This window comes from Rhizobium terrae (assembly GCF_003425685.1).
Taxonomy (GTDB): domain Bacteria; phylum Pseudomonadota; class Alphaproteobacteria; order Rhizobiales; family Rhizobiaceae; genus Neorhizobium; species Neorhizobium terrae.
Genome location: NZ_QJKM01000023.1, coordinates 41,613 through 66,301, shown reverse-complemented (window position 1 = coordinate 66,301; position 24,689 = coordinate 41,613). Strand labels below are relative to the sequence as shown.

General features: G+C 56.3%; 19 protein-coding genes. 4 read left to right on the top strand and 15 right to left on the bottom strand.

The window, feature by feature from the left end:
• Positions 1–1,149: 1,149 nt before the first annotated feature.
• Entirely contained in the window at positions 1,150–1,701 is a 552-nt protein-coding gene (locus DMO26_RS29630; protein WP_226951466.1) for a recombinase family protein, read from the top strand.
• Between the two features lie 199 nt (positions 1,702–1,900).
• Here the strand turns inward: DMO26_RS29630 and repC are convergent, their stop codons facing one another.
• The 6 genes from repC to DMO26_RS29600 all read right to left on the bottom strand — a co-directional run bounded on the left by repC (position 1,901) and on the right by DMO26_RS29600 (position 11,072).
• A complete protein-coding gene (repC, locus tag DMO26_RS29625; protein WP_117195915.1) occupies positions 1,901–3,187 on the bottom strand; it encodes a plasmid replication protein RepC in 1,287 nt (428 codons plus the stop codon).
• A gap of 180 nt (positions 3,188–3,367) precedes the next feature.
• A complete protein-coding gene (locus DMO26_RS29620; protein ID WP_117195914.1) occupies positions 3,368–3,814 on the bottom strand; it encodes a winged helix-turn-helix transcriptional regulator in 447 nt (148 codons plus the stop codon).
• Between the two features lie 177 nt (positions 3,815–3,991).
• The gene (locus tag DMO26_RS29615; RefSeq protein WP_117195913.1) at positions 3,992–4,933 is read right to left on the bottom strand and encodes a LysR family transcriptional regulator; all 942 of its coding nucleotides are present in this window, start codon (positions 4,931–4,933) and stop codon (positions 3,992–3,994) included.
• A 6-nt stretch (positions 4,934–4,939) separates the two neighbouring features.
• Positions 4,940–5,947, bottom strand: coding sequence for a LysR family transcriptional regulator (locus tag DMO26_RS29610; protein WP_117195912.1), 1,008 nt, complete (start codon positions 5,945–5,947; stop codon positions 4,940–4,942).
• Positions 5,948–6,222: 275 nt separating this feature from the next.
• Positions 6,223–8,082: a 2Fe-2S iron-sulfur cluster-binding protein gene (locus DMO26_RS29605; protein ID WP_117195911.1), complete on the bottom strand. Its 1,860-nt coding sequence runs from the start codon at positions 8,080–8,082 to the stop codon at positions 6,223–6,225.
• Positions 8,083–8,129: 47 nt separating this feature from the next.
• On the bottom strand, positions 8,130–11,072 hold the full coding sequence (locus DMO26_RS29600) for a hypothetical protein (protein ID WP_117195910.1): 2,943 nt from the start codon (positions 11,070–11,072) through the stop codon (positions 8,130–8,132).
• Positions 11,073–11,322: 250 nt separating this feature from the next.
• Between DMO26_RS29600 and DMO26_RS29595 the strand changes: the two genes are divergently transcribed.
• Genes DMO26_RS29595 through DMO26_RS29585 form a run of 3 tightly spaced genes read left to right on the top strand, consistent with a single transcriptional unit; the run spans position 11,323 to position 15,152 of the window.
• Positions 11,323–12,390 carry a cytochrome-c peroxidase gene (locus tag DMO26_RS29595; protein ID WP_162895108.1) on the top strand — a complete coding sequence of 356 codons (1,068 nt, stop codon included), beginning with the start codon at positions 11,323–11,325 and terminating at the stop codon, positions 12,388–12,390.
• A gap of 54 nt (positions 12,391–12,444) precedes the next feature.
• On the top strand, positions 12,445–14,190 hold the full coding sequence (locus DMO26_RS29590; RefSeq protein ID WP_162895107.1) for an ATP-binding protein: 1,746 nt from the start codon (positions 12,445–12,447) through the stop codon (positions 14,188–14,190).
• 29 nt (positions 14,191–14,219) lie between these two features.
• Entirely contained in the window at positions 14,220–15,152 is a 933-nt protein-coding gene (locus DMO26_RS29585; protein WP_117195907.1) for a response regulator, read from the top strand.
• 200 nt (positions 15,153–15,352) lie between these two features.
• Here the strand turns inward: DMO26_RS29585 and tnpC are convergent, their stop codons facing one another.
• From tnpC to DMO26_RS29540, 9 genes are all read right to left on the bottom strand, one after another.
• On the bottom strand, positions 15,353–17,062 hold the full coding sequence (gene tnpC / locus DMO26_RS29580) for an IS66 family transposase (RefSeq protein WP_117195906.1): 1,710 nt from the start codon (positions 17,060–17,062) through the stop codon (positions 15,353–15,355).
• A gap of 45 nt (positions 17,063–17,107) precedes the next feature.
• The gene (gene tnpB, locus DMO26_RS29575) at positions 17,108–17,461 is read right to left on the bottom strand and encodes an IS66 family insertion sequence element accessory protein TnpB (protein ID WP_117195905.1); all 354 of its coding nucleotides are present in this window, start codon (positions 17,459–17,461) and stop codon (positions 17,108–17,110) included.
• Positions 17,458–17,892: an IS66-like element accessory protein TnpA gene (tnpA, locus tag DMO26_RS29570; RefSeq protein ID WP_117195904.1), complete on the bottom strand. Its 435-nt coding sequence runs from the start codon at positions 17,890–17,892 to the stop codon at positions 17,458–17,460. The genes tnpB and tnpA overlap by 4 nt, the downstream gene beginning before the upstream one ends.
• A 459-nt stretch (positions 17,893–18,351) precedes the next feature.
• Positions 18,352–19,305 (bottom strand): P-type DNA transfer ATPase VirB11, encoded by a 954-nt coding sequence (virB11, locus tag DMO26_RS29565; RefSeq protein WP_226951465.1) that lies wholly within the window; start codon positions 19,303–19,305, stop codon positions 18,352–18,354.
• A 110-nt stretch (positions 19,306–19,415) separates the two neighbouring features.
• Positions 19,416–20,771: a TrbI/VirB10 family protein gene (locus DMO26_RS29560; protein WP_226951464.1), complete on the bottom strand. Its 1,356-nt coding sequence runs from the start codon at positions 20,769–20,771 to the stop codon at positions 19,416–19,418.
• A complete protein-coding gene (locus tag DMO26_RS29555) occupies positions 20,758–21,546 on the bottom strand; it encodes a TrbG/VirB9 family P-type conjugative transfer protein (RefSeq protein WP_117195902.1) in 789 nt (262 codons plus the stop codon). The genes DMO26_RS29560 and DMO26_RS29555 overlap by 14 nt, the downstream gene beginning before the upstream one ends.
• 23 nt (positions 21,547–21,569) lie before the next feature.
• Positions 21,570–22,295: a virB8 family protein gene (locus tag DMO26_RS29550; protein ID WP_117195901.1), complete on the bottom strand. Its 726-nt coding sequence runs from the start codon at positions 22,293–22,295 to the stop codon at positions 21,570–21,572.
• 18 nt (positions 22,296–22,313) lie between these two features.
• Positions 22,314–23,852: a type IV secretion system protein gene (locus tag DMO26_RS29545; RefSeq protein WP_117195900.1), complete on the bottom strand. Its 1,539-nt coding sequence runs from the start codon at positions 23,850–23,852 to the stop codon at positions 22,314–22,316.
• A 32-nt stretch (positions 23,853–23,884) separates the two neighbouring features.
• Entirely contained in the window at positions 23,885–24,601 is a 717-nt protein-coding gene (locus tag DMO26_RS29540) for a type IV secretion system protein (RefSeq protein ID WP_162895106.1), read from the bottom strand.
• Between the last annotated feature and the right edge of the window lie 88 nt (positions 24,602–24,689).

Sequence of the window (24,689 nt, the reverse complement as noted above, 5' to 3'; positions counted from 1 at the left end):
ACTCCTGTATCTGGTCTTGAACAGATCGGAGAAAGCGTGGAAAATGCCACCCAAAGAATGGGCGATGGCAAAATCCCAATTCGCCGTTCTCTTCGCGGACCGCTTCCACGCCGCGAGGGCGTAAAACAAAATGTTTAACCGCACGCCCGTACACGAAATTTCTGACACTCCCCCTGGGCCCGCTGGTACAATCCCGTTCATCAAATCTTATCGATCATAAAGCCAGAGAAAATTCACTTTCGAAGCCCGTTATTTAGGGGGATTACCACCCGGCCTGCTGAACCGGCGCAATTTTGACTTATGCGAAATGAGCGGCGCGTCTTCCCTACCGGTGATACAAGCGCCATAGTCAATCACAACTCGGCTCTCCGCACGATATCGCTTACTGACCTCGCGCGGAAAGAATTCCACCGTTATGTGGGCTGTTTCGAAGGAGGCGACTCTAGCCACAACTCACCTCTCGCGCATTGGCGGGGGTGGGACAACGATAGGGGAACTTCCGTTCGCGCTTTATGGCTGGCATGACCGGCGCTCGCAGTAAGACAGGAACAGCCCGGACGCAGAATCGGAAATGCGGTATCCAACCCGCGTGTCAGAGCCTGATCACCGGTGTTCAAGAGTTCCGCCTCCACCAATATGCGTTCGTCGTAATCGGCCGATCGTTCGAGCGGGTCGTTATCTGTGCCCAAATCATTGACAGCGGACATCAGAGCGCGCAATTCGCTGCACGTTAACGCGGCCTTTCGGCGTTTAATTTCTGAGTGCGTCGTGCAGGATCAGGCGGCGGTGGCGATTTGGGGAAGTTGAAGGGTAGCAGGTCTGTGATATCGGTGTCGCCGGCGCGCTGAGGCAATTCGGTGCGGACGTGGTCGGAGAAATGTCCATGCCTCGCCAGCCTATGGCATCAGTTCCATCTGTTCTCGCCCCCGCACCGGGGGACGACAGCAGGGACGCCGCAATGGCCGGAGTTGCCGGAGGAGACGCGCCAGACGCTGACGGGGCTCATCGTACGGCTATTCGTCGATCACGCAAACGGTGCACGCGCCTACCGGCAGAAGGAGGTCAGTCATGATGCATGAGAAGATCGGGCCGCACCATCTGGAGCGGAAGGCTATTCTCTATGTTCGGCAGTCTTCGGCTCACTAGGTTCTGCACAATCGCGAAAGCTGCGCCCTCCAGTACGCCATGCTCGATCGGCTGACAGCACTCGGTTGGTCGCGCATTGAGATGGTGGATGACGATCTTGGTCGTTCGGCCGCCGGCGGCGTGACCCGCGCTGGATTTGATCGGATGGTGGCGGAAGTCTGCCTTGGCAAGGTTGGTGCCGTGGCCGCGCGTGAGGTGTCGCGCTTCGTCCGGAACAGCCGGGACTGGCAACAACTCATCGAGATGTGCCGTATTGTCGATACCGTCCTGGTCGTTCAGGAAGCGGTTTATGCGCCCCGTCAGGGCAACGACCGTCTCCTCTTGGGTTTGAAGGGCAGCCTCAACGAATATGAGCTCGATCTTCTACGTCAGCGTTCCCTTTCCGCCCGCTATGAGAAGGCTCGCCGCGGCGAACTCGTCGTCACCGTTCCGGTCGGCTTCGTAAAGGCCGGTGACAGGATCGAGAAGGATCCCGACCGACGCATCCAGGGAGCCATTGCACTCGTTTTGGAAAAGGTTGCCGCACTCGGTCGACGGGGTAGAGCCGTGGCTTAATCTGGGGGTGCGGCCAAGGTGCACGGGATAACGCCAAAGATGCTGTGTCTGGTGGCCGAGGCCGGAGAGATTGAGCGGCTCATACGCTACCTGATGACCCCTGGATCGTCAGCCGTTCAAAACTCGCGACCCCGCAAGCGCGTCAGATCCTCGATCGTGCCAGGCAGAACCCTCGACATCCCACAGGATCGCAACTAGATCAGGAAAGCTTACCCCTCGCGATATGATTAGGTCGGGCGCCTTTGGCCAGCGCCATCAGCATGGAAACCAGCGAGAACTGGCCGCAGCTTGCCTTGCGTGTCAGCGTGCGAAGGTAGGCGCCGGGGGAGTTGATAGTATCCGCCCTTTCAAGCAGGCAGGCGATCGTGGCTGCGGCATGTTCCGGTCCCATCGCCTCGCATGCCTCCTGGTATAAATCGGGACTGATGCCGAGCATCGAGCGGACCACGACCGCGGTAGACATCAGCTCACGCCACGTGTCTATCCGGCCTTTAGGCCCGTACGCCGCGATCTCCGGACAGGAGCGGATGACCATGCCGAGGGGCAGCGCCTTCGGCGCCGACGTGACGCCAACCAGTTCACTGACGCCTCTTCGGGATGCCGCCACAGACTGGATCCCGGATATCGCCGTACTGCCTATCGCTCGGCCATTTCCGCCCGGATCCTTTTCACAAACTAGCTCAGATTCAGTTAAGGATTCGGTATTTTGATTCTGTATGTGGCAGCGGATTTCGTCGGCATTGCCATCGGCATTTTGTGATTTCCAGTGGAGAGCCAGATGGTTAAGGATTTCTTTCTTGAGGTTGGCCAAAATGCGTTCCGACAATGTTAGCTCAGCAATCGATCGGACCCGCGAAATGCCCCCGGCAAGCGCGACGTATTGCATCTCCAGGGCAGACAACTCGCCGCCACGATTTCCACCGGCTTCCTCCTGGGCAATGGAAATCAGTTTACGTATATCCCGCCGCAACAGCGTAATCCGTTCGCGCAGGATCGCTAGATGCCGCCGCTCGGCCGCAATATCCTGCGCCAGCGCAGCAAATTCGGCAGCGCGAGCAACAAGCGGCGACAGACTGAAGCCATAGGCCGCTTGAATCCGCCCGCTCGAGCTTTTGCGTGCGTAACGTTTACCGTTCGGACTGTCATGACGAAGGACGATGCCAGCTTGGACTAGGATCGCCAGGTTTTCGCGCAACGTCGTGCCGGCAATGCCGTTGGCACGGGCCGAAAGCTGGGCATTGGAGGGAAAAACGATCAGGTTATCGGTGGACGATAGATGGGTCTCAGGATGAAAGGACAGAAGTGCGCTGAGTACCGCAAGCGCGCGGTCACGCAATTTCAATCTCGTACGCGCATCACAGACATCGCGCAGCACTTGCCATTTGTCTATTGTCCGCGCTTGCGGCACATTAGCTGCGTCGATCTGAGATTTTACCAGAGAAAGCGTCATCGGCCGCCGGCCGAAGGGCGTCGACACATATTCCATTTCCGTTACCTTTCAAAAAGGCAAAAGAAACTGCTCACCCAGAGGCGTTCAGACGTCTTGACTATGGCGGAGGGAAGTGCGATTCTTATTCTTGCTAGGGAATAAGTTAAAGGCTTCCACCGCTTGGTCGTTGGGGGCCTTTTTCTTTTGCGCGTTGTCCTTTCCTGAATATGTCTTGATCTATACGTCGATCAGCAGTTGCTCCGCTTGGCCGACCGGGTCAGTTTGGCTGGATTTTTTCGTCACTTCCGACTGACGACAGCATCTTGCCTGGATCGGGAATACGATCTGATCCCGCACCTTTCCGAAGGAGTGGCCCCAACTCTGAAGCGCTCGAAGAATGGGTTCCAGTGTTAATCCGAAGGGTGAAATCGTGTAGTCCACCCGGGCCGGTACCTGCGCGTAGACCCGCCGCTCAATCAGCCCGGCCTGCTCCAGCTCACGTAGTTGAGTGGTCAGCGTCTTTTGCGTAATGGCTGGAAGTCGACGGCGCAGCTCGCTGAAGCGAGCCGTGCCATCCAACAGCTGGAAGAGAACGATACATTTCCATTTTCCCGACAGCAGACCGAGCGCTGTCTCGTCCGGTAGGAAATCGCTGCCATGACTATCGGAGAGGCCTTTCGACATTGCGGTATCCTTACTGCACTAGGATTCCTTTAGGAGTCCAAGCATCATTACGGACCACGGATGACTCCACAAGTCGTGAGTTCGGGAATCATTTTTGAACGGGCTACAGCTGTAATATTGGCGTTGTCGGCAAATGAAGAGCTTTGCTCTGGCTCGTAAGAATGAGCCGGGCGGGCTCTACCCTTCGAGAATATACGAAGCGATCATGCTTCGAACACCGGCATGTATGCCGTTACGGTGCCATCGTTCATGCCAAACCATAGAAATCTGATAGGGAGCCGGTTTTACTCCCTTGAGCGGGACAAACGTCTCCAGTCCATAACGCTGCGCCAGGAAGCGAGCTGACGGCACCGGGAGAACGAGAATGGCGTCCGTCTCTTGAACAAGACGTGCTGCCGTATGGATATCGGGAACAGTGAGCGTCTGGCGCCCTCGTGGCCGCAACGCCTCCAGCCCGTCATAGGCCTCACCGAAACCGGTATTGTAAGTCGAGCTGATCCTCAACGACAGGAATTGGCCAAGATCGGAATAGGCGATCTTCCCGTTGGCTGCCGGATGACCCTCGCGGCTGAGGCAGACAGTCGGCACCGGTGGAAGCGAGCGGCAGAAAAAAGCCTGCGGCGTATCATCGGCGATGCCCAACACAAGGTCGATACGACCATCTTCCATTTGCGATATCACATTGGAAAGCCCAACAACGGGTATAAAAACCGTCGTGGGCGAGACTTCCCGAAAATAACCGCTGAGATTGCTGACCAGCAGAAGCCCAAGATGATCCGGCATGGCAACACTGAAACGCTCTGGCGCTTGGATCCGGCCATTGAAAATGGTGGAAATATTGCCGAGAGCCGCCTCGACCTTTGGTGCGAGCGCCTTTGCAAGCGGCGTGAGTTCAAAGGAGCGGTTGCCACGCATCAGCAGATCGTCGTTGAACATCTGACGTAAGCGGATCAATGCCCGGCTTGTAGCCGGCTGGCTGAGCTGAAGTTCCTTGCCAGCATGGGTTAGGTTGCGAAACCGCAGCAGCGCGTTGAGAACCAGGAGAAGATTGAGATCGAATCCGCCAAGATCGAAGTTATCATCCGGATCTTCAATCTGATGTGCAAGATTTGAAGACATTAATGTCTACTCGCGCTCCGATATAGCCCTAAGCGCTCGGACGTGCCCCTGATCTTGTGCGACAACCATCCTTGCCACAGCACCTATATCCGCGATCACGCGGCGTCGCGCCATGTCCGACATTCCCGCCAGCCAATACATCGAGACCTGGTTTGGCGGAATAGCCATGGGCGGAAGAAGGGCTGACAAGCGCAGTGTCCGCATTAGCCAGCCTGCTGTTGAGCGCGGCACGGTAAGAGCAAGCGTGCCTTCCGATACCATCAAGGCAGCGGACAGTATGTCCTTTACCTCGAACAACCGGACACGTTGGCGGCCGTAGGTCATGAGTGTGTCGACAACCTGCGGAAACGCTTCGACGCCGTTATCGACCAAATGAATATGGGTTAGGTCCAAAAATGCGTGTTCGCTTGGACGAACACCACCGAACTGATGGCGCTCGAAGGAAACGAGCGTGATGAATTCCTCGGTGAAGATTATCTCGCTTTCAAGATCGTGTTCATCTGCAAAGACAGTGCCAAGTAAATAGTCCACCGCATGCGCCCGTAATTGCGCAACGCCTTCGTTCGCATCTTTATGGGTATTGATCTTAAATGGTGCGTTTTCCCGGGCGGAAGATTGCAGCAGATATGGAAGCAGTGCCGGCGTAAAGGATGCGTTGATGCTCAGCCTGATCCCCCTGTCAACCTGTCGAGATGAGATCACCTCTCTCACTTGAGCCAGCGTAGCCGGCACGGTTTGAAGAAGCTGCTCTCCGCGGCTGGTAAGCTTCAGACCAGTGGAACTGCGCACCAATAAATCGTCTCTGAGCAATTCCCGCAATTTCGCGAGAGCCCGGCTGACCGCTGGCTGGGTTTGACCAAGCTTTCGCGCCGCGTGGGTGACGTTGCGGCATTGCAGAAGAGCCTCAAGAACAACCAGCAGATTGAGATCAATCCCAGCCAGCTTCCCTTCGCTAATTCTGGATTCCACTGAGTCCAAACCGGGAACCACATCCAAACCGTCTTGTCGGGCCATTTAGAATCCCCCTCCAGGCCTTCCGGTAGCTGAACACCTCCGATTCAGCGCACCTTATGCGCTAGATAATTGTCGCATAACCTATAAATTGAATTAGATTTTACTAAAATTGCATAATATATAAATTATTCTGATAAGATATCTTATTGCCATTTGATTACAATAGTTCTTCCGTCTAACGTGATGACCTCGTGATTTCGTAACCAGTTTTGACCGACGAATAATGTGGGTGAATTAGGCAACCGTGGAGATGAACTATGCCTGGGATGGCGGGTCTATAGAGCAAGGATAACATCTCCAATGGGCCTGCCTATGCAGGTTAGAACGAACCCGGCATCCATATCTGCCTGCGAGAGGATGCCTTGTTCGGCCATCTCTACGCGGCCCGACATCTTCCGGATCTTACACGCGCCGCAGACGCCTGCCCTACAGGAATGAGCTAAAGATACGCCGGCGGCATCGGCCGCTTCAAGAATTGTTTGCCCCGACCGCACGAGGAAGCGATCGTTGCTTCCTTGGATGGATACGTTGGCCGTCCTGGTGGTATCGAGGGGGCCCGAAGGAGATCGCGCTGGAGCGGCGCGAGACGCAGCGGGGTCGGCAGGACACGACCCCGACCGTGGAGGCTGTTGAGCTAAATTGAGCTGCCGCGACGTCGGCGCGTTGGTTGATGCCGTTCCTGTCGCAATGACCGCGTTTTTGAATGACAGGAGCGAAGGAGCCGAACCCAACCTGCCCGGCTGATCCCGAAATGCGCTTTGCGTGGCCACCAATGGCGCGGGGGGCGAAGGGGTTGAGGCCGCCGGGCTCGCCGCCGCGGATGCGCCCCCGAAACTTTCGTCGTGATATTGACTCATTGGCAATCCCATGCCGGCGAGCATCGATTTGACGGCGGCCATGTAGCCAGGCGGGCCGCAAACGAAGGTCTCCCGTTCGATGAAGTCGGGGGCATAGGTCTGGATGAGATTCTCACTAACTGAACCGACCGGGCCATGCCAGGGGCGTGACGGTGAAACTGAACTCGGAACAATCGCCAGCCGCATTTTTCCAGCAAGCCTCGTGCTCATATGCAGCAGCTCTTGATGAAAGATGATGTCGTCAGGCGTCCTGACGTTATTGATGAAAACGATGTCAGTGGCCGAACAAGTATCGGCTAGCCAGCGCAACATCGACATTAATGGCGTGATCCCGCTTCCCGCGGCGAGAAAAAGCAGCTTTGACGAAGGATGATCGTGGCAGGTGAACTTGCCTGCGGGACCGGTGACCGCGCATTCGAACCCTTCAACCATATTGTCGAATAACCAGTTCGACACCCAACCCATCGGCACCTTCTTCACCGTGATCGACAGCGTATAGGGCCGCGAGGGCGAGGACGAAATCGTATAGCTGCGCCTTAGAACGTTGCCGCCCAGGGGTATTTCGATGGTAATGAACTGGCCGGGCTTGTAATGGAACAGAACCTGTGGATCGGCCACAAAACTGTATGTTTTGGTGTCCTGGGTTTCCCAGGCCACAGACACGCAGCGAACCTTGGTTTTTCCGCCACCCCAGACAGGTGCCTGGCCTGGAGAAATCGTGGCTGCCGGCCAAAGGTCCGCAATGGCGGGGGGGTCTGGCACCGACGGTACGTGAAGTACGGGAAACACGGACGGCATGTCCATAAGAGCTGGGGCCGGCCTTGCGCTTTGTTTTCCCGCCTCGTCGAGGATTGCAACAAGCTCCTTTCGCGCCTGCAGTCTGCCACGTTGGTCGCCCTGCATTACTTTGACACCATAGGCGCTTCCGTCCAGCTTTTCGATAAACCGGGCCAGCGAAAGCCGCAATTTCGATGCCGCTTCAGCTTCGATACCGCATTGGATTCGGTTCAATTCCGTCGCGATTGAATCCGCGTCCACAAGAAGGACGCCGTCCTCGTAACTCGTCCAAAAGGTCGAATAATCCTGCTGCAAGACCCGCAAGCAGTTACGAAAATCGTTGTCGGCCCAGGCATTGTCCCGCAGTATCGCCTGAAAGCGCCGAACGTCCTGGGCCGTGATATTCTTATCGAAATCAGCAATATGAACAAACATCGAGAACGCGACGCGAGCAATGTCGGAAGCCGGATACGCGGGGTCGATCTGGACGTTGACATTCATCTGAAAACTCTAGGCGCATCTCTATGCCGACTTGGTTGGGTCAAGTGCTACGCGTCCGCGCGTTCCGTGACATACCGGTGATCTTCATCCGTGGCCGGATCTCGTTTGCCTGGTTCGACAATATCGAGGCTGCTGATAAGCGCGGCGACATCCGGCCTGTGCGGAACCTGCAACACGATCGCAAAGTCGCTGGCGATCTTTGGCGTCAACGCTGAGCTTCGGCCGGCAAGATCCACGCCAACGATGTCGCCTGGACCGAATACGACTTGCGGCAAGAACTTCATGGTAGCCGGGTCGAAAAGACACACTTCACCTCGATAGACCAGGAAATTCCACTTCAGGGGGGAGGCAGCTTCAAGTCTCGCGTCACGTTCATAACGCTCTACCCGCGACTGGTAGGCAATGTCCGCGAGCGTTGAAAGCGGCAGATGGCGCAGCATGTCGCTACAAGCCAACATAGCCAGCTTTATAACGGGATGGACCTCAAACCGGCTGTTCTTATCTGTTTCCTCGGAAGTCTGGATAGCCGCCCGTAGCATTGTCCTGCCCGTCCTGCCGTCCTCTACAACAGGGAGGGCAGCCATGAATTTAACGACGTCCGACAGTAAGGGATGATCTGCATCCGACAGATCCTCGATCATCATGCGGGCAGTGTCCCGGGCGATGTCCGTATCGATGTAGCCAAAGAGCATCAGGCCGATTGCCCGGATCAAGTGATCATCAAACACCATCAACTGCATGAGGCTGGTCTCCGTGTTGGCACTGTCCAAAAGCACCTTGCGGTTCGTCCGTCGTACGGCGGCCGGGCTGTCTTGACCATCGGCCACAGTCGAACGGCCCAGGAGAATGGCAACAATGTCAGGATGCAGCACATTGCGCCAGCGCATGGCAGGATTGGAAGGAAGCGACCGGCGCATGATGGGATCCAGATCCCGCTCGCAAAGCGATGCGAGGTCCTCGGCAAGGAGTTTGGCATGGGACTCCGGACTGAAATTGCGTAGGATTAGCAGGGCTTCGATCCGAATGGCCTGCTCATGGGCCTCCATGCTTTCCTGCAGTAGCTCCTGCAAAGCGAGACCAAGTGAATCGGAAATCCTTGCTGCTTCTATGCACAGCCGAACTGATTTCTGGCACACGAGCCTTTCCAGCACTTCCTCCATCTTGATGCTGACTATCCCATGAGGTGATAAAAACTCGGCGACGACGAGTTCATGAGCCGCGTCACTGATCTGCAAGCTCTGCCTCAGGACGTTGACCGTCGACTGAAAATTGGACTCCACCAAAATATCTTGGATGGACATGCCGCTCTGTATTCGATCAGCTACTAGGTTATTGATAATGCCACGATAATGGTTGAGCGATTCCGCCTTCTCCTCTTCGCTGATGTCGGCCGTATCGACCTCAGCGATGTGCGCCAGGCCCAACTCCTCGAGCAGTGCCATGTGCTCCTCTTCCGTGACGTTCATCTGTGACCGGAAGTCCTGCAGAACTTTAAAGGAGGCTTGGCTGGCCGTGCTTCCACGACTGACAGCTTCGTCGAGAATTTTCCGGTAGGCGTCGAGTTTTTGCTGCTTTGAGAATCCAGGCAGAACCTTGGTCAGCAGATACATCTCATCCGGCTTCAGGCTTTCGAGCTTACGGCCATCGAGAAATTGACTGACATTCACCTTGAGCTTCTCCAGTTCAGCCAGGAGGTTTGACGCCATGCTTTCATGCTGGTAGCGCGTCGGGCTCTGCTGCAGGGCTTTACGCAACCACAGCGTTGTCAACGAGACGATCAAGATATCTATGAGCCGCTCGCCAAGAGCCGGCATGAGCATGATGTTCGGACGTCCACCGAAAAGATAGAACGCGTTGATGGAAGCCCATGCGCTGACACTTAAGCAGTGATGGACGACGACTTGCTCGGACATACCATCCTGATGAGCGCGGAGGCGACGGTATACCGCCTCCAGCGAGCGGCCGACGGCCAGCCCAAACGCGCAAAACAGCGCGAGGACGAGAGGGGCGGCGATGATCTTCGGAATGACGAACAGGCCTCCCAAAAGATGAACACCTTGGTCCAACAGTTTCTGCGTGATGCCGTCCTCGTGGGTCCAGATGCCCGAGAAATAATAGTTCCAGTTGCCCGCGTAGATATAATAATACCCGTAAAATCCGAGGATCAGACCGAGAAACATGTAGTAGACATTACGTCGTTGGGGTTCGAGGATTGCGTTCCAATAAGATCTTTGAAGATCGATGTCGCCGCAGTTGGCCGTGCAAGCGACGCAGGCGCTGACATCACCTTTGGGCGATGGCTTGCGGCACATCGACTGAGGAACTGCGGGACGCGAAAAATGCGGTGTGCTTTCCAGAAGGCCGCCCGGTTCGGTATAAATCTTCTGAACCACGTTTGCGGGGCAAAAATAGTTGCACCAGGTCTTGCCGCCCCACAGCAAGCCCGTCATCATCGCCATGCAAATGACGCTCAGAAGTGCGATCCCAAGCGCATGCCGGTCGGTATTAATGATCAACAGCCGAACGGTAACGCCAGTGAACAGCATGCTGAACTGTACATACCAATTGTGCCGGGCCAACCAGCCTGTGGGGCTGATGAGGGCTACTTTGCGAGTGATCAGGCCAGTGCGCCGTTCCAACTTGCTGCGATAACGCCTCAAACCCATGTATCCTGGTATCTGCGACGCAAGTGACAAAGGGCAGATCCGCCGCCACGCCTCGTGACCGAATACCATGAGGAAAAGTGGCACGAGTGGCACCACCATTGTCCAGAAGATACGCGCGCCCAGCGAATACGGCGTTGCGGTCAAGGCCTGTTCCTGCACCATAACAACGCTATCCATGATCCGGAACGGACTCAACAGATTGTCTGGACGTGTCAGCGAGGCCGAATACGGGTCCCAAAAAAGCGATGCTATCAACGTCAGCCAAGCGATGAGGAGAAGCGCCCTCACACTCAGCATCTTGCGTTCCGAGACCCTTGAAAGCATGGGAACTCCTAGTGGGGCCGCTATCGTCGGCGGCCCAGGATTTAGCAGTCGGCTCTAGATAGCGGTATCCGTCTGCCGGTGATTGCACGCTGGACGCTCCGACCGGTGGCGCTAGAATACGAACGGAAACGAGGGTGCAAACCGTCGTTTCCGTTATAACGGCATAGCAATAATGCATGATGACCACAGCCCGATCTCGTGCCACATTGGCCGTAAGCACAGTAGCATGGGCATAGGGAACGAAACCACGATGACAGTGGATATATACAGCGCGTGTCCATGCCAGGCGTTGATAGGTCTGACCGACAGTCGGATGGCGACATGTGTTCACAACATCGGCCATACCATGCGGCGAGGCGGAAGAGTTCTATTCGTTTTCCTTTTGATGACGCTGTTATCGCCGATGGCGCTTGCCGCGGATTTCGGCCTTGGAAACGCCATCGAGCCGGTTCCGCTGAATACGAACCTGGATCCGCAGAAAGTCGCCTTGGGGCGAAGCATGTTCAACGACAGCCGACTATCCGGCGGAAACGGAGTGTCTTGCGCTAGTTGTCACTTTCTCAACAGCGGGCTAACGGACCGTCTACCCGTTTCGCGCGGTCTTCCCGGATACCCCGGCGTCGTTAACACGCCTTCCTTGTTCAACGTGGGGCTCAACTCCAGATTCACATGGAGCGGGCGCCTCTGGACACTCGAGGATCATACCCGTGGCGTGATTGAGAGCAGAACGACGATGGGAGCCAAATGGGAGGACGTGATCGCAATTCTGAGCAGAGACACGGGGCTAATGGATGAGTTCGCGGCCGTATTCAAAGATGGGCTCAATCCTCAAAACGTGATTGACGTGATTGTAGCCTATGAACAATCGCTCAATACGCCCAATGCCCCGTTTGATCGCTATCTGCGGGGTGATCAAGCCGCTATCGGCGAAGATGCGAAACAAGGATTTGAGTTATTCAAGAACTATGGCTGCGTTTCCTGCCACCAGGGCGTCAATGTGGGTGGAAACATGCTGCAAGTCTTTGGAATATTTGGAAAAACAAAAGCCGCGGCCAAGGGCAGCGAAACGCCGGGCTCAGCCACGAAAACTGGAATTTCTGACGACCGGCCCGTATTCCGTGTCCCGTCGTTGCGCAATGTCGCGCATACCGCCCCCTATTTTCACGACGGATCCGCAACGACCTTGCGAAAGGCTATCGACATCATGGCCAGCAATCAGCTCGGTCGACACATCACGGATTTGGACGCGGCACGACTTGAGGCTTTCCTGAGATCGCTGACAGGTGAATATCAGGGGGTCTCTCTCGACGACCTGTGAGGGCGGATCATGCCGCGCAATTCTCGTTCCAGCGAAGATGAAAAGAGAACGATCTTGGACAAGGACACGATCAAGGACTTTACCGCATCGAAGGGGTTCAGGATTGCCTGCGTCAGCTTGATTGCGCTCCTGTCCGCCGGCCTGGGGGGCGTAGTATGGGTGATGCGCTCGCCCGACAACTCGCTGCCGGCACTACAGCAGCAGTTTGACGCTATACGCAGCCTTGAGGCGCAATGGGACACGGAGGTGCTGTCGCTGCAGCTTGGTATCGTAGCCAATTACGATGCCGTCGCCAACGGGACGCGCAACATTCAGCTCAGTCTATCGAGGCTGCGAACGACTATCGCAGCCAATCCGGCTTTTGCGCCGCTGCAGACAGATCTCCAAGTCTATCTTGAGGCAGTGGACCGCAAGAGCTGGCTGACGGAACAGGTAAAAGCCAGCTATGCGATGTTGCGCAACGCGGTGAGTGTTTTGCCAGATGCAATCGCGGAGACCTTTGAACAGCCGGCAGTCATGCAGCCGATGGCGACCACAACCAAAAGGATGTCCGACCTGATCACCGAAGTGGTGGCGGGAATGATGAGCTTTATGACGTCGCCAACACCTTTATTGCGCAACTCCGTGCAGGAGCGGATCGCTACCGTCAGGGACCAGGCGCAATTCCTCCAGCCAGAGTTGGTGGGGTCGATCGAACGGTTCCTCGCTCAGCTTGAGGTCACCATCAGGGAGCGGCAGAAAGGAAATGAGTTGATGCTGGCATTGACTTCGGTACCGACCGACGCAGCGGCCACACAAGTTCAAGCCGCGCTACGCGCAATGGAAAACACGTATGCTCAGAGATACTCGCTGTTTTGGTATCTATCCGTAATAATCTGCGCAATGATATTAATAGTATTTATAATATTCATGTTTGCACTTAAGTTAAGCTTCGCCAAACTCGATGAGGACAACCGCATGCTACAGCAAGCCAATGAAGACGTGGAGGAACGGCTCATGCAGTCTGCCAAACTGTCGAGTTTGGGACAGATGGTTGCTGGTATAACTCACGAAATCAACACGCCGCTGGCCTACGTCAAAGCGGTATTCGAGCTGATCAAGGAACGGTTGCTGGAAGAGGATAAAGCTCGCTCCAATGTAAGCCGAGGCGATTCGGACGACGGTCTGCCGCGTGGCGAGGAATTGGAAATGCTTTTGGATGACGGATTGCACGGTCTGAATGAGATCGCGACGCTTGTACGAACGATGAAGAACTTCAGTCGAATGGATAAAGGGATTATAGAAAGCTTCTCTGTGGAAGAAGGAATCGAAAGCGCGCTTCTGATCGCCAAGCCGCAGCTCAAATATGTCGCCGAGGTCAGACGCGAGTTCGATGGTGTCCCGGCCATTATGGGTTCCTCTTCTCAACTCCGCCAAGTCTTCCTCAATCTCATAGTCAATGCCGCTGAGGCGATGGCCGAAACCGGGCAACGCGGACTACTCACTGTGCGCACACGCATAACGTCATCCGATACAGTTGAAATTGACGTTTGCGACACGGGTCCGGGAATATCAGAAGAGCAGCTTAACAAGATTTTCGATCCATTCTACACGACCAAGGCGGTTGGCAAGGGAACCGGTATGGGCCTGTCCATCTGTTACCGGATCATCGAGAATCACGGCGGAACAATCGCTGTCAATTCAAGACCTGGCAAAGGGGCCATATTCACGATCACCCTTCCGAGGCAAGACGAAAAACACAGCGTGCCTATCTCCTGGGCGGACGCCGAGGACAGTCAGCAACCCACCCCGGCCATTTAAAATTCGGGTCGACATAAAGGGATTTTAGGATGAACGAAAAAGCTGTCCTTCTTTTTGTGGATGACGAAGAGCGGATCGTACGTTTGCTCAAAATGATGTTCCGAAGCGAATACGAGGTCTACACGGCGCTCAACGCGCGTGAAGCGCTTGCCATTCTCGAGACCGTCACAGTCGACGTCATCGCAAGTGACCAACGTATGCCGGAAAGCACCGGCATTCAGCTTCTGTCGCAGGTTCGCGCCCGTTGGCCGGAGACGGTTCGTATCCTCTTGACGGGATATAGCGACCTTGTCGCCATCATCGGTGCCGTGAATGAGGGCGAAGTCTATCGCTTTCTCAATAAGCCGTGGTCACAGTCAGAGCTGCGTTCGGTCATTGCCGAGGCGGTGGAAACGGCGCGCAGTTCGCGCGCCGTTCGACAAAATGTCGCCCCCATATGGGAGGAAAGCAAAGCTGAACCGCAGTTCAGCATAGCGTCCCAGCTGCTAACCATTGAAGGCTGTGACAGCGATCGTCAGGAAGTGGTGGAGATGTTCACCTATGACTACAGGGTTCATGCCGCGTCCACTGTGAAGGAAGCAATCGATATCATCATTCAGGAGCAGATCGGCGTCATCGTCACCAATGCGGAGGTGGGCGGCGTCGACATGACGGAGATGCTGGGGGAAGTGGCGCGGATTGATCCGGCAATCACCGTTGTCGTGATGACGAAAACGCCGCAGAGCGAAACCATCATAAAATTGATCAACAGCGGCAAAATCTACCGGTTTGCCATTCAGCCGCTTAGCCCGAACTTGTTTCGTCTCGCAGTAAACGCCGCCATGAGAGAGCATCATCGCAGACTGGCCGATCCGCGCGTCGTAAAGATTCGCATGCAGAGGGACATGGGTCGAGAGTCTGGAAATGATGCCATCTACGACAGTTTCGTAAGGAGCTTGAGCCGTTTCACAGAGGTAAGCTGAGCCTGAGCGATTTCACCCTCAGAAGATATAATTCCCTGTGTCCATCCGGCGTAGCCTGCAATTACCACATCTGGGTGTCGCTGCCATTTCGGTTCCGAGGAGAATGTCTGTTAGCCGGCTGAGGCCTGTATCCATACGCCGGGAACCGCGGAACTGGGTCGCGTGCGCGGGTCATTGCTGATGTATGCTGCGGAGAAGATTCAGGCGGTGATCTGAGGAGACGCTTTTTCGGCCTGGTGCAGCCTTTTCCACTCCCATGGGAGCAGTTCGTGCAAGCGGGAGACGGGCAGATCGGCGATGCGGGCGAAGACATCGGCAAGCCATGCCTTTGGGTCGACATCGTTGAGGCGACATGTGGTGATGACAGTCAGCATGACGGCGGCACGGTCCGCCCCACGCTGTGAACCAGCGAAAGTCCAGTTTCGTCTTCCTAACGCGATACCTCTCAGCGCCCGTTCTGCGGCGTTGTTCGTGAGACAAACCCTCCCGTCCTCGAGGAAAAGGGCAAAGCCCGCCCAGCGCTTGAGCATGTAGTCGATCGGCTCGATGACCTCCGACGATCTGCTGAGCGTGGCGCGTTCCTTCGTCAACCACTCGTGCATGTCATCGAACAGCGGCTTGCTCTTTTCCTGTCGCACAGCCCGTCGTTCTTCAGCGCTCAATCCGTTGATCTGGCGCTCGATTTCGAACAACTCGTCATAGCGCTTGACGGCTTCCAATGCGATCGGCGAGATCGGCTTGCCTTTCCGCTTGTGATCGCGAGCATTTTTCTGGATATCGGCCAGCGCAAAGAATTTCCGCCGCGAATGGGCATGGCAAAAGGCAAAGGTGATCGGGACCTCTTTTGTTGCGGCAACAGCGATCGGCTCGAAGCCATTGTAGCAATCGCTCTGCAGAATGCCGCCGTATCCGGCCAGGTGTTTCTGCGGATGTTCGCCGCGCCGGTCACTTGACGCATAATAGATCGCCGCCGGCGCCGCCGTTCCCCCGAACGGCTGGTCGTCCCGGATGTAAGTCCATATTCGCCCGGTTACGCATTTGCCTTTGGCCTGAATCGGGATGGTCGTGTCGTCACCATGCAATCGCTCGGCCCCGAAGACATGCTTCTCGATCAGGTCGTAGACCGGCATGAGGGCCGCCGTTCCAAACCCGACCTGATCGGCCAGCGTCGAGGTCGACAGGTCTATGCCCTCACATTTGAACCTTGTGCTCTGGCGGTTCAGCGGACTGTGCATCCCAAATTTGTCGAAGACGATCGTCGCCAGCAGATGCGGACCGATGAAGCCGCGCGGCGTGGCATGGAACGGTGCTGGCGCTTGGCTGATCGCCTCGCAATCACGGCAGGTAAATTTCTCCCGAACCGTCTCGATCACCTTGAAGCGGCGCGGTATCTCCTCCAGTGTCTCGTTGACATCCTCGCCCAGCTTCGACAGGCGCGACCCGCCGCAGCAAGCGCAAACGGTCGGGGGATCGATCACCACGCGTTCGCGCTCGGCATCCTCCGGCCAGGGTTTGCGCACCGGCCGTTTGCGTGTGAACGAACGCACGCTCGAAGTTCTGGCAGCAGCAGCCTGCGCCGCCACTTCATCCTCCGTCGCGGCCATCACGAGTTCTTCGAGCTGTAATTCCATCTGGTCGATCAGACGCGCCGTGCGCTCGGATCTCTGACCGCGCAGTTCGCGCCGGAGCTTTTCGATCGCCAGTTCCAGACTGACGATCAGCGCCTCGCTGTCCGACAGCATGGCCTGCGCATTGGCAGCTTGCGCCACCGCGATGTCCCGCTCGGCCATGACGGTGTCGCGCTCGGCGGCAACGACATCGCGTTCAGCCTGAAGGATCGCACGCTCAGAAAGCAGCGCCAGATAGGCGCTTGCAAGGTCCGCAGGGAGATCGGAAGGCTTCGATACCATGAAGCCATACCATCATATTCTCTCAATATTTTCAATGCGGTAATACTATCCGACCTTCGTCGGACGAAAGGTTTCCTGCGGATGGCGCCAATCAATTCCGGACAACAAATAAGAAAGCTGCGCAGGCGATATCGCGATCGCACCGCCCTCCGCAGACGGCCAGACGAACCGGCCGCGGTCCAACTTTTTTGTAAAAAGGCAGCTCCCCTGACCGTCACTCCAGATCACTTTTATCAGCGATCCGCTGCGACCACGGAACACAAAAAGATTGCCGTCCAGAGGGTTCAGTTTCAGCACCTCCTGCACCCGCAATGCAAGCGATGGAAACCCACACCGCATGTCGGTATGGCCCGTTGCAATCCACACCCGCACATGTTGACCGGAAGGAAGCGTGATCACCGCAACGTCTCCAGACCCCGCATGATCCGCAGCAGCGCCTCAACGTCGACGCTGCCGTCCACGATCACACGACGGCCGTTCGCCGCAACAATCTCCATGCGGCCGGAAGGAGACGCCACCGGATGCTCCATCGCAGCAGGGGGAGTGACCTGCTTCACCGGTACAAAAGCTTCCGGCATGACGAACGCCGGCACAAAACCATCGCTTTGTTTCTGGCCGTGCAAACCCTGGCGAACCGATTTGCGCCAACGGTTCAACAGGGAGCGGCTAATGCCGTACTGACGGGCCGTGGCCGACGCCCGGCCTCTCCCCGAAAAGCTTTCTGCGACAATCCGCAGCTTCTCATCCTCACTAAAGCGACGCCGCCGACCGGTGTTGATCACCTCGATACGGCTCACCCGAGACCCGCTGTCCCCTTCAAAAATCTCCATCTGTCCAACTGTCCTTATGCCTGGGAATAAGGACAGGGTCTGAACAGTTTTACTCAATATTCACAGGCGGTCCCGCGCGGACGGATACTGAGGCCTGGGGCTTAACTTCGCTTTGAAGGCTCATGTAAGATACGCGCTTGTTGCGGGCAGCGAAACGACCAATAACAAGGTCCGCCACGGGCGGATGAATGCCCTTCGCGGGCCGGAGAGCGAAGAGAGGGCGTGCGCCGGGACACGAATCCATTGCGACGACACGATGAGGACGTTGTTTAATGGGAAGGCTGACAGCCGATCGCGAAGAGAAGCGTGGCTCGCTCTCCACTGGTCTCCCGAAGGGTGCTCGGATAGGCCGAGCCGATCCTCACGACAGGACATACAGACTTCAGATAGAACGATACCGACTGCAACGCCGGGCAGCAACCTGAAAGACCGGGACGGGTGCTGTATGGCTATTGCGCATCACTCCACTTCCTGTGAAGGCAGGTAGATTTCAAGAACGCCTCGTCGACCATTGCGACGGCCGACCTGGATCACGAGATCGATGGTGCGCTTTGCATATGTGATGATGTCACTATGCGAAAGCCTGACGCCTGACCGCATCACCATCAAAGCCAGCCGGTCGAAGGCAAGAGCCGGGCTGTCCGCATGGATGGTGGTGATTGCGCCTGGATGACCGGTGTTGATTGCCTCCAAGAAATCATAGGCCTCGACGCCGCGGATCTCGCCAAGGATGATCCGATCGGGGCGCATGCGCAGGCAACTCTCCAGAAGCCTTGCCGGCATGCGAGGTGACCCTTCTTTGCGGTCGGAGACCAGGCCCACCTGATTACGGTGTGGGGGAAACAGCTCCTGCGCGTCCTCAATCGTGATCAACCGCTCGTTTACATTCATCATCTCGATCAGCGATCGAGCGAGGGTCGTCTTGCCTGAGGAGGTTCCACCTGAGACCAGTACGTTGAACTTCTCATCGACTGCGCGGCGGAAAATGCCTTGCAGATCACCTTTTTCCGCCATCTCGGCTATTGCACGATGTCGAATACGTCGTTCTTCGTCGACATGGATCTGGATACCTTCGACGAAGCCGATATCCTGGCTGGCGAGCGCGCGGGTGAGATACTTGCGAATCGACAGCGATACTCCGTGTTCGATGGCCGGTTCCACCACGACCTGGACACGCTGTGGATGGCCCCATACGTTGACCCGGCCCGATACGATCGGCGTGAGCACCCCCAGCGTGTTGCGGGTCTCGCCGGCAAGCTGGGCGCCAAGACGCTTGATGGCCTGCGGCGGCAGGACCATGTCGATCTCATGCATATGCGTCGCCCCTGTGAACTCGGCGAAGATCGAGCCGTTCGGATTAATGGCGAGTTCATTGACACGGTCGTCGACAAGATAGCTTCGGAGCGGCTCCAGATATTGTTCGACGTAGGAAATGTCCTTGTGGGAAGGATCATGATGATGATGATTATGGCTGTTATTGTGGTGCTGGTTATGATGATGATGATCGTGATGGGAGTGGTTGCTCATCTGAACACCAGGTCGCGGTTGACGAAGATGCGGATCTCTTCCCCCTGCGGAATACGGATGATTGGTCCCAGCGAAAGATATTTCCCAAGCGCCGAATTGACCTGATCACCGACATTGCCGCCGATATCGCTGGCGGCCTGACCTCCCGTATTGACATTCACCGTTGCGCCCTGAGAGCCGGAACCGCTGTTGCCGTCACGGCCTTGCGAAGCGATCAGCGTCGGTACTGCGGTGATAGCGCTGATCAGGGCTGCTGCACCGAACTTCGTGCCATAACGGTTGTCGACATTGCCCTCCGTTCCGGACCTACCAAGTTTGTCGGTTCCGATCGAACCCAGGGCGATCGATTTACCCTCGGGCGTGATGGCCCGGTTCCAGGCGATCAGCACCCGCTTCTGGGCAAAATCGACATCGTTGTTGAATTCGCCGATCAGGATCGTGCCCTGAGGCATCATCACCCGTGAGCCGTCGAAGGAATAGACCGGTTCCATCACTTGCGCTCTAAGGCTGCCGGGCAGGCTTGTGTCGATCGCGGTCTCCAGCACTGCCGAGATAATGCTCCCCTGCACGACCATCCGTGACGGATCCGGCAGCCGCTGGGAGACGGATGTCTGTACGACACTGGAGGCATTCGACTTCAGGAAGCGGCGGTTCTTGTCGGTTTCTTCGGCGAATTGGTCCGCTTTGGCGGCCTCCTCCTGGGTCAGCGAATTATCGATCAGGACGGAATCCGATTCCCGCTGCGTCTTGTCCTGCTGTTCGAGGTTTCGCTGCGCTTCGGCCTGGCGCCTCGCGGTTTCTTCGGCGCGCCGCGCGGCCTCTCTCGCCCGCTCCGCTTCCGCCTGGAGGCGGGCATTGTCCTCGGCGATAGCCTTCCGCTCGGACTCGAACTTCTGGGCGATCGTGCGGTTGTATGTTTCCAGCAGTTTTTGTATCTCGGCGCCGGACATGCCGGTCTTGCCGTTCTTTAGGCTGGCTACCTGATCCTGCAGCGCCTTGATCTGTTCGTTCAAGGCATTGTCGGTCTTGGCAGGGTTGGCCGGAACCACGAAGTCAAGTTGAGGTTTCTGCCCCGTTTCATTATCGACTCTCAGGCTGACCTGCGAGGTCTTCTGGGCGTTGCCGTCGGTAGACCCGAATATCTTCCATGCGGGACCGATAAGAAAGAAAATGCCGCCAGCGCAGGTGGCCAGAAGCCCCCCCACCAGCATCCGCTGGCCGAGGCTTATTCCCGACTGTCCTTTTTGACGCGCCCGCCGGGCTTGTACCAGCTGATCGCGCTCGGGAGAATTTTGATAACTCGGGTTTGTTGCTTCATGGTGCTCAAGCCCACGGGCATTATCGTCCTGCATTCTTGCCTCCCAATCGGCTCAAGAAGCCGCGCGGCTCCGCCACTGCGGTCTTGTTTCCTATGCAAACGGTTTCATCCCCGATCCGCAGCACCCAATAGTCGCTTTTGCCATCGACGATAATGGTATTGCCGGTCGTCCTGGAGTTGACGAGCGCCTCCTTCTTGTCGCGCCCGACCTTGAAAATAGCCGGACGCGGGGCATTGGAAGGCAGGAAGAACGTCGTCTGTCGGCCGTTGTCCTGAACCCAGGTGGGCCGGAAGCGGGCACGGCCCGATACCATATAGTCGGAATTGATCCGCCTGTTGCCCTCCGCGGGCTCCGGCGTCGTGATCTTGGCCTCCTTTTCTTCGGGATAGGTGAAGACGGTGCGCAATATCGCGGACTTCTCGCTGCCCGGCGGCAGCTCGCCCAGCGAGCGCAGATCGAAGGTGTAGACCCGTGAGTCGGTGTAAATGGTCATGTTGGTGGCGGCGGAGGGAATGATCGCCTTGACGCTGACGACGTTGCCGCTTTTCAGCTTGACGACCTCCCAGGAAGCGCTGTCGCCGATCAGGATCGACTGGACTTCCTCGCCTTCGGAAAACTGCAGGGAGGTGACCGATTTCAGATAAAGGTCCAGCCTGTAGACGTCGTTTTCGTTGTAGAGGAAGGTTTTGATGCGCGGATCCGCCGTGTTCTCTGCCGGCGCCTGAACTTGCGGCGAGGGGACGGCGGAAAAGGCGGGCGATGCGCAGCAGCAGGCAAGCAGGAATACGATTTTTCGATTTAATCTCATGATATTGTTCCCATTTTTGAAAACTATCCGGCTGTCTCCGCATCGATACGGTAGGAAAGGACCGTGAAGCCGAGGGGATTGGCCCAGACCGCGGCCAGCGTTGCGTTTTCCTTCGGCCGGAAGCTGTAGGCGACCGTCACGATGAAGCCGCGCTCGGCTGCAGGCTGTCCCTTTTCCTCGCGGATTTTCGTGATCCTCAGCCGGGCCACATCGGAAGCGTTGCCGACCGAGGGATTGAAGGAAATCGACTTCACGACCACACGTATGCGGACATCCGCGCCATACACCAACGGCGGATATTGGGTCGAACCCGAGCTCCAGAGCTGCGTGAGCGTAGTGGCGGCACTGTCCACGGAACGGGCGAGGACATCCGGGATACGCACCGGATTATCCGCCGGATCATAGGTTTCCCGGTCGACGACGTAGGAGACGAGCTCGGCCTGCCGCACCGCATCCTGCTGATCGAGCGTTGCCGGGCGAACCTGGACGATCTTTTCCGCCTGGCCCGTCGTCTTGTCCACCATGATGACATAGGGCTTCGTTTCATCGAGCGGCAGGATGGTGATCAGGCATGCCAGCGCAAGCATGGCGGCGATTATGGACCCCACCGCAACCCTTGCCCAGTTGTTGCGCTGCTGGCGCAAGGTGAAGAAAAGCTCATCTTCGAAAGCGTGATGAACCGAAGTATCAACCGCGCTCCCCGCGCTTCGCCCAACGAATATGTACTGTTTCAAAAAATGCATGTTCATGAGAAATATCCGTCACCTCTAAGGTGTGCTGCCTCTCGGATTATTTGTGCTGGAGATGCTATTCCGGTTACCCGGAGCGGTAGAACTTGGCCTGTGGGGGCCACCGATGCCGCCTGCGCCACTTGCGGCCGGGCCGCCCGAGTTGTTCGCGCCGGCACCGCTACCGCCTGGATTGTTGGAGTTCGGATTGTTGGAGCTCGCGCTATTGCCAGCCCCGCTTGGAGTATTTGCGGCCCTGTTGCTCGGGCTATTTGCTCCGGCAGCACCGCTGTTGATGCCTGGAGCATTTGGGCCGATGGGTGCACCGGTGGCCGTATAGCCGCCCAGCGTTTTTTTCCGCACCTCGGCTTGTCTTTCGGCCTCACCCCTCATCCGGCCCATCATACGATCATCGCGCCTGCTCTGACGTATTCCGGCACTTTGTCGCATGCTGCTGACCGCAGCCAACGCCATGCTGCCGACACCGCCGCCTGCCTTGCGGGCCGCATTTGCCGCTCCCATTGCGTCGCGACCGCGCTGGGCGGTGCGACCCATACGTTTTGCGCCATTCCACAGCCGCTGGCTGCTCGCCAGGCTCGCGCCGACGCTGGCCACGGAGGACGACGCCAGGTTACTAGCCATGCTGGGGACCTGAGACAGGAAGATAAGCGAACCGAATGTCACCAATACCAGCGCCAGGTAGTCATCGCCTGGGCCACCTGATACTCCTTTTTGCGCGTCTTTCAGTTCCGCGCCAGAGCTAATAAGATCTCCCATCACAACATGGGCGGTCGTTGCCTTTCCTGAGCTTGACTTGGCTTTGCTTGCCTCCTCAATTCTATCGATTGTCACACCGGCAGCGAATACCATCAGGGCCATCAACGAAGCAGTCAGTATTGGGATAATGAAGAAACCCACCAGGAACTTGACCCAGCTTTCAAAGTAACTTCTGGTTTGCTCCATCATCAACAATAAGAAAGCGAGAGGCATCAAACTCATAGCGACCGCAACACCTATCTTCGCGAAAATCAGCAAAACAATTGCTATTGCAGTAAATACGTATCCTATTAGGATAATTACTATACCTGTGAGACCAGAGACTATTATAGAGCCCGCGTCAAAAATAGATCTGCTGCGAGCATACTTAAAGTATAAGTTTGCTACATAAGTCATAGCTCGGTTAAACTGATCTACAGCTGCATTACTGTCTGATTGAGCGGTCAAATCAAATATATCTGGACGGACGTTAAGCCCCTCCGTCCCTTTAAGAGCCGCCTTTATAAGAGCATTTGAATAATCGGATTGTAGATCGGTTAAAGCGTAATATGCAAGCGCAAAGTTTTCATAAAACTTCAAAAACGCAAAAATAAATAAGAAACGAATCCACCAATGGAAATATTGTCCGTAGTTTACTGCTTTGAACTGTGCGACATGATTGATAGCCATTAACATTAATGCCGCTAGAGCAACATACTGGATAGTAATAAGCAAAGGTGTAGTGACAGTCTGGTGCACTACGAGAAAATAATCCCAAACGATCCCATCGATATTTCTAGCCACATCTACGACAATAGACATATAAAATATCCCCGAATTAACTGTTCAACGGCTCAGCGCGACGCACCTCCAAGTCGAAGCAGAGCTATTCCAGTTGCCGAAGCGACAGCTGCTTGAGTTCGTATATTCTCGTTGACCTGCTGCGTAAGCTCGATCATGACACGCGTGTTGAGATCCACGCTCGTCTTGAGATCCGCACTTGTTTCAAGTGTCTTCAGGTAATCGTTGATGCGCGCCATGCTGGCATTGGCCCGCTGATAACTTTCCTCGGCGATCGATGCCGATATAACGCCTTGTGCGGATGTTTTGGCCGACGCGACCGAGATTTCATCCGCTTCGGAAGAAAGCAGTTCATCCAGGCCGTAGGTCTTGCTGTAGTCCTCGACAAATTTCCTCACACCATCGGGCCCGTCGAATTCACCTTTGATGAACCCGTAGGCCATCGCCTTCAGGCCGGGCCCACCCTCACGAGCCGTGACCTCCGCCGGACCGTTGAACATCGGTACCTTCCTGGTGCCCACCAACGCGGTGAACAGCTGGCTGACACCTCCGCCAATCGTGCGCGACAACTCGGTGATCTTCATCAGCTGTTCGATTGAGACCTGATCATAAGCCTGCTGAGCACTCACTGGCTTGGACGGAACAGTACCGATGATTGGCTCCTCGAGTGGCGTGATCGGGCTCTGCGCCTGCGCGACTGTCACCAGCCCGCCTACCGGCTCGAAAAGCGCTATACCGCATATCAGTGTCAGCGTCAGAATGCGTCTCATGTGCTTACTCCCTTCAGGACATCGACGACGCCGTTGGGTTCCTCCCAAAGGCACGCACAATTGTTCTTTCGCTCCGCGGGCACGGACT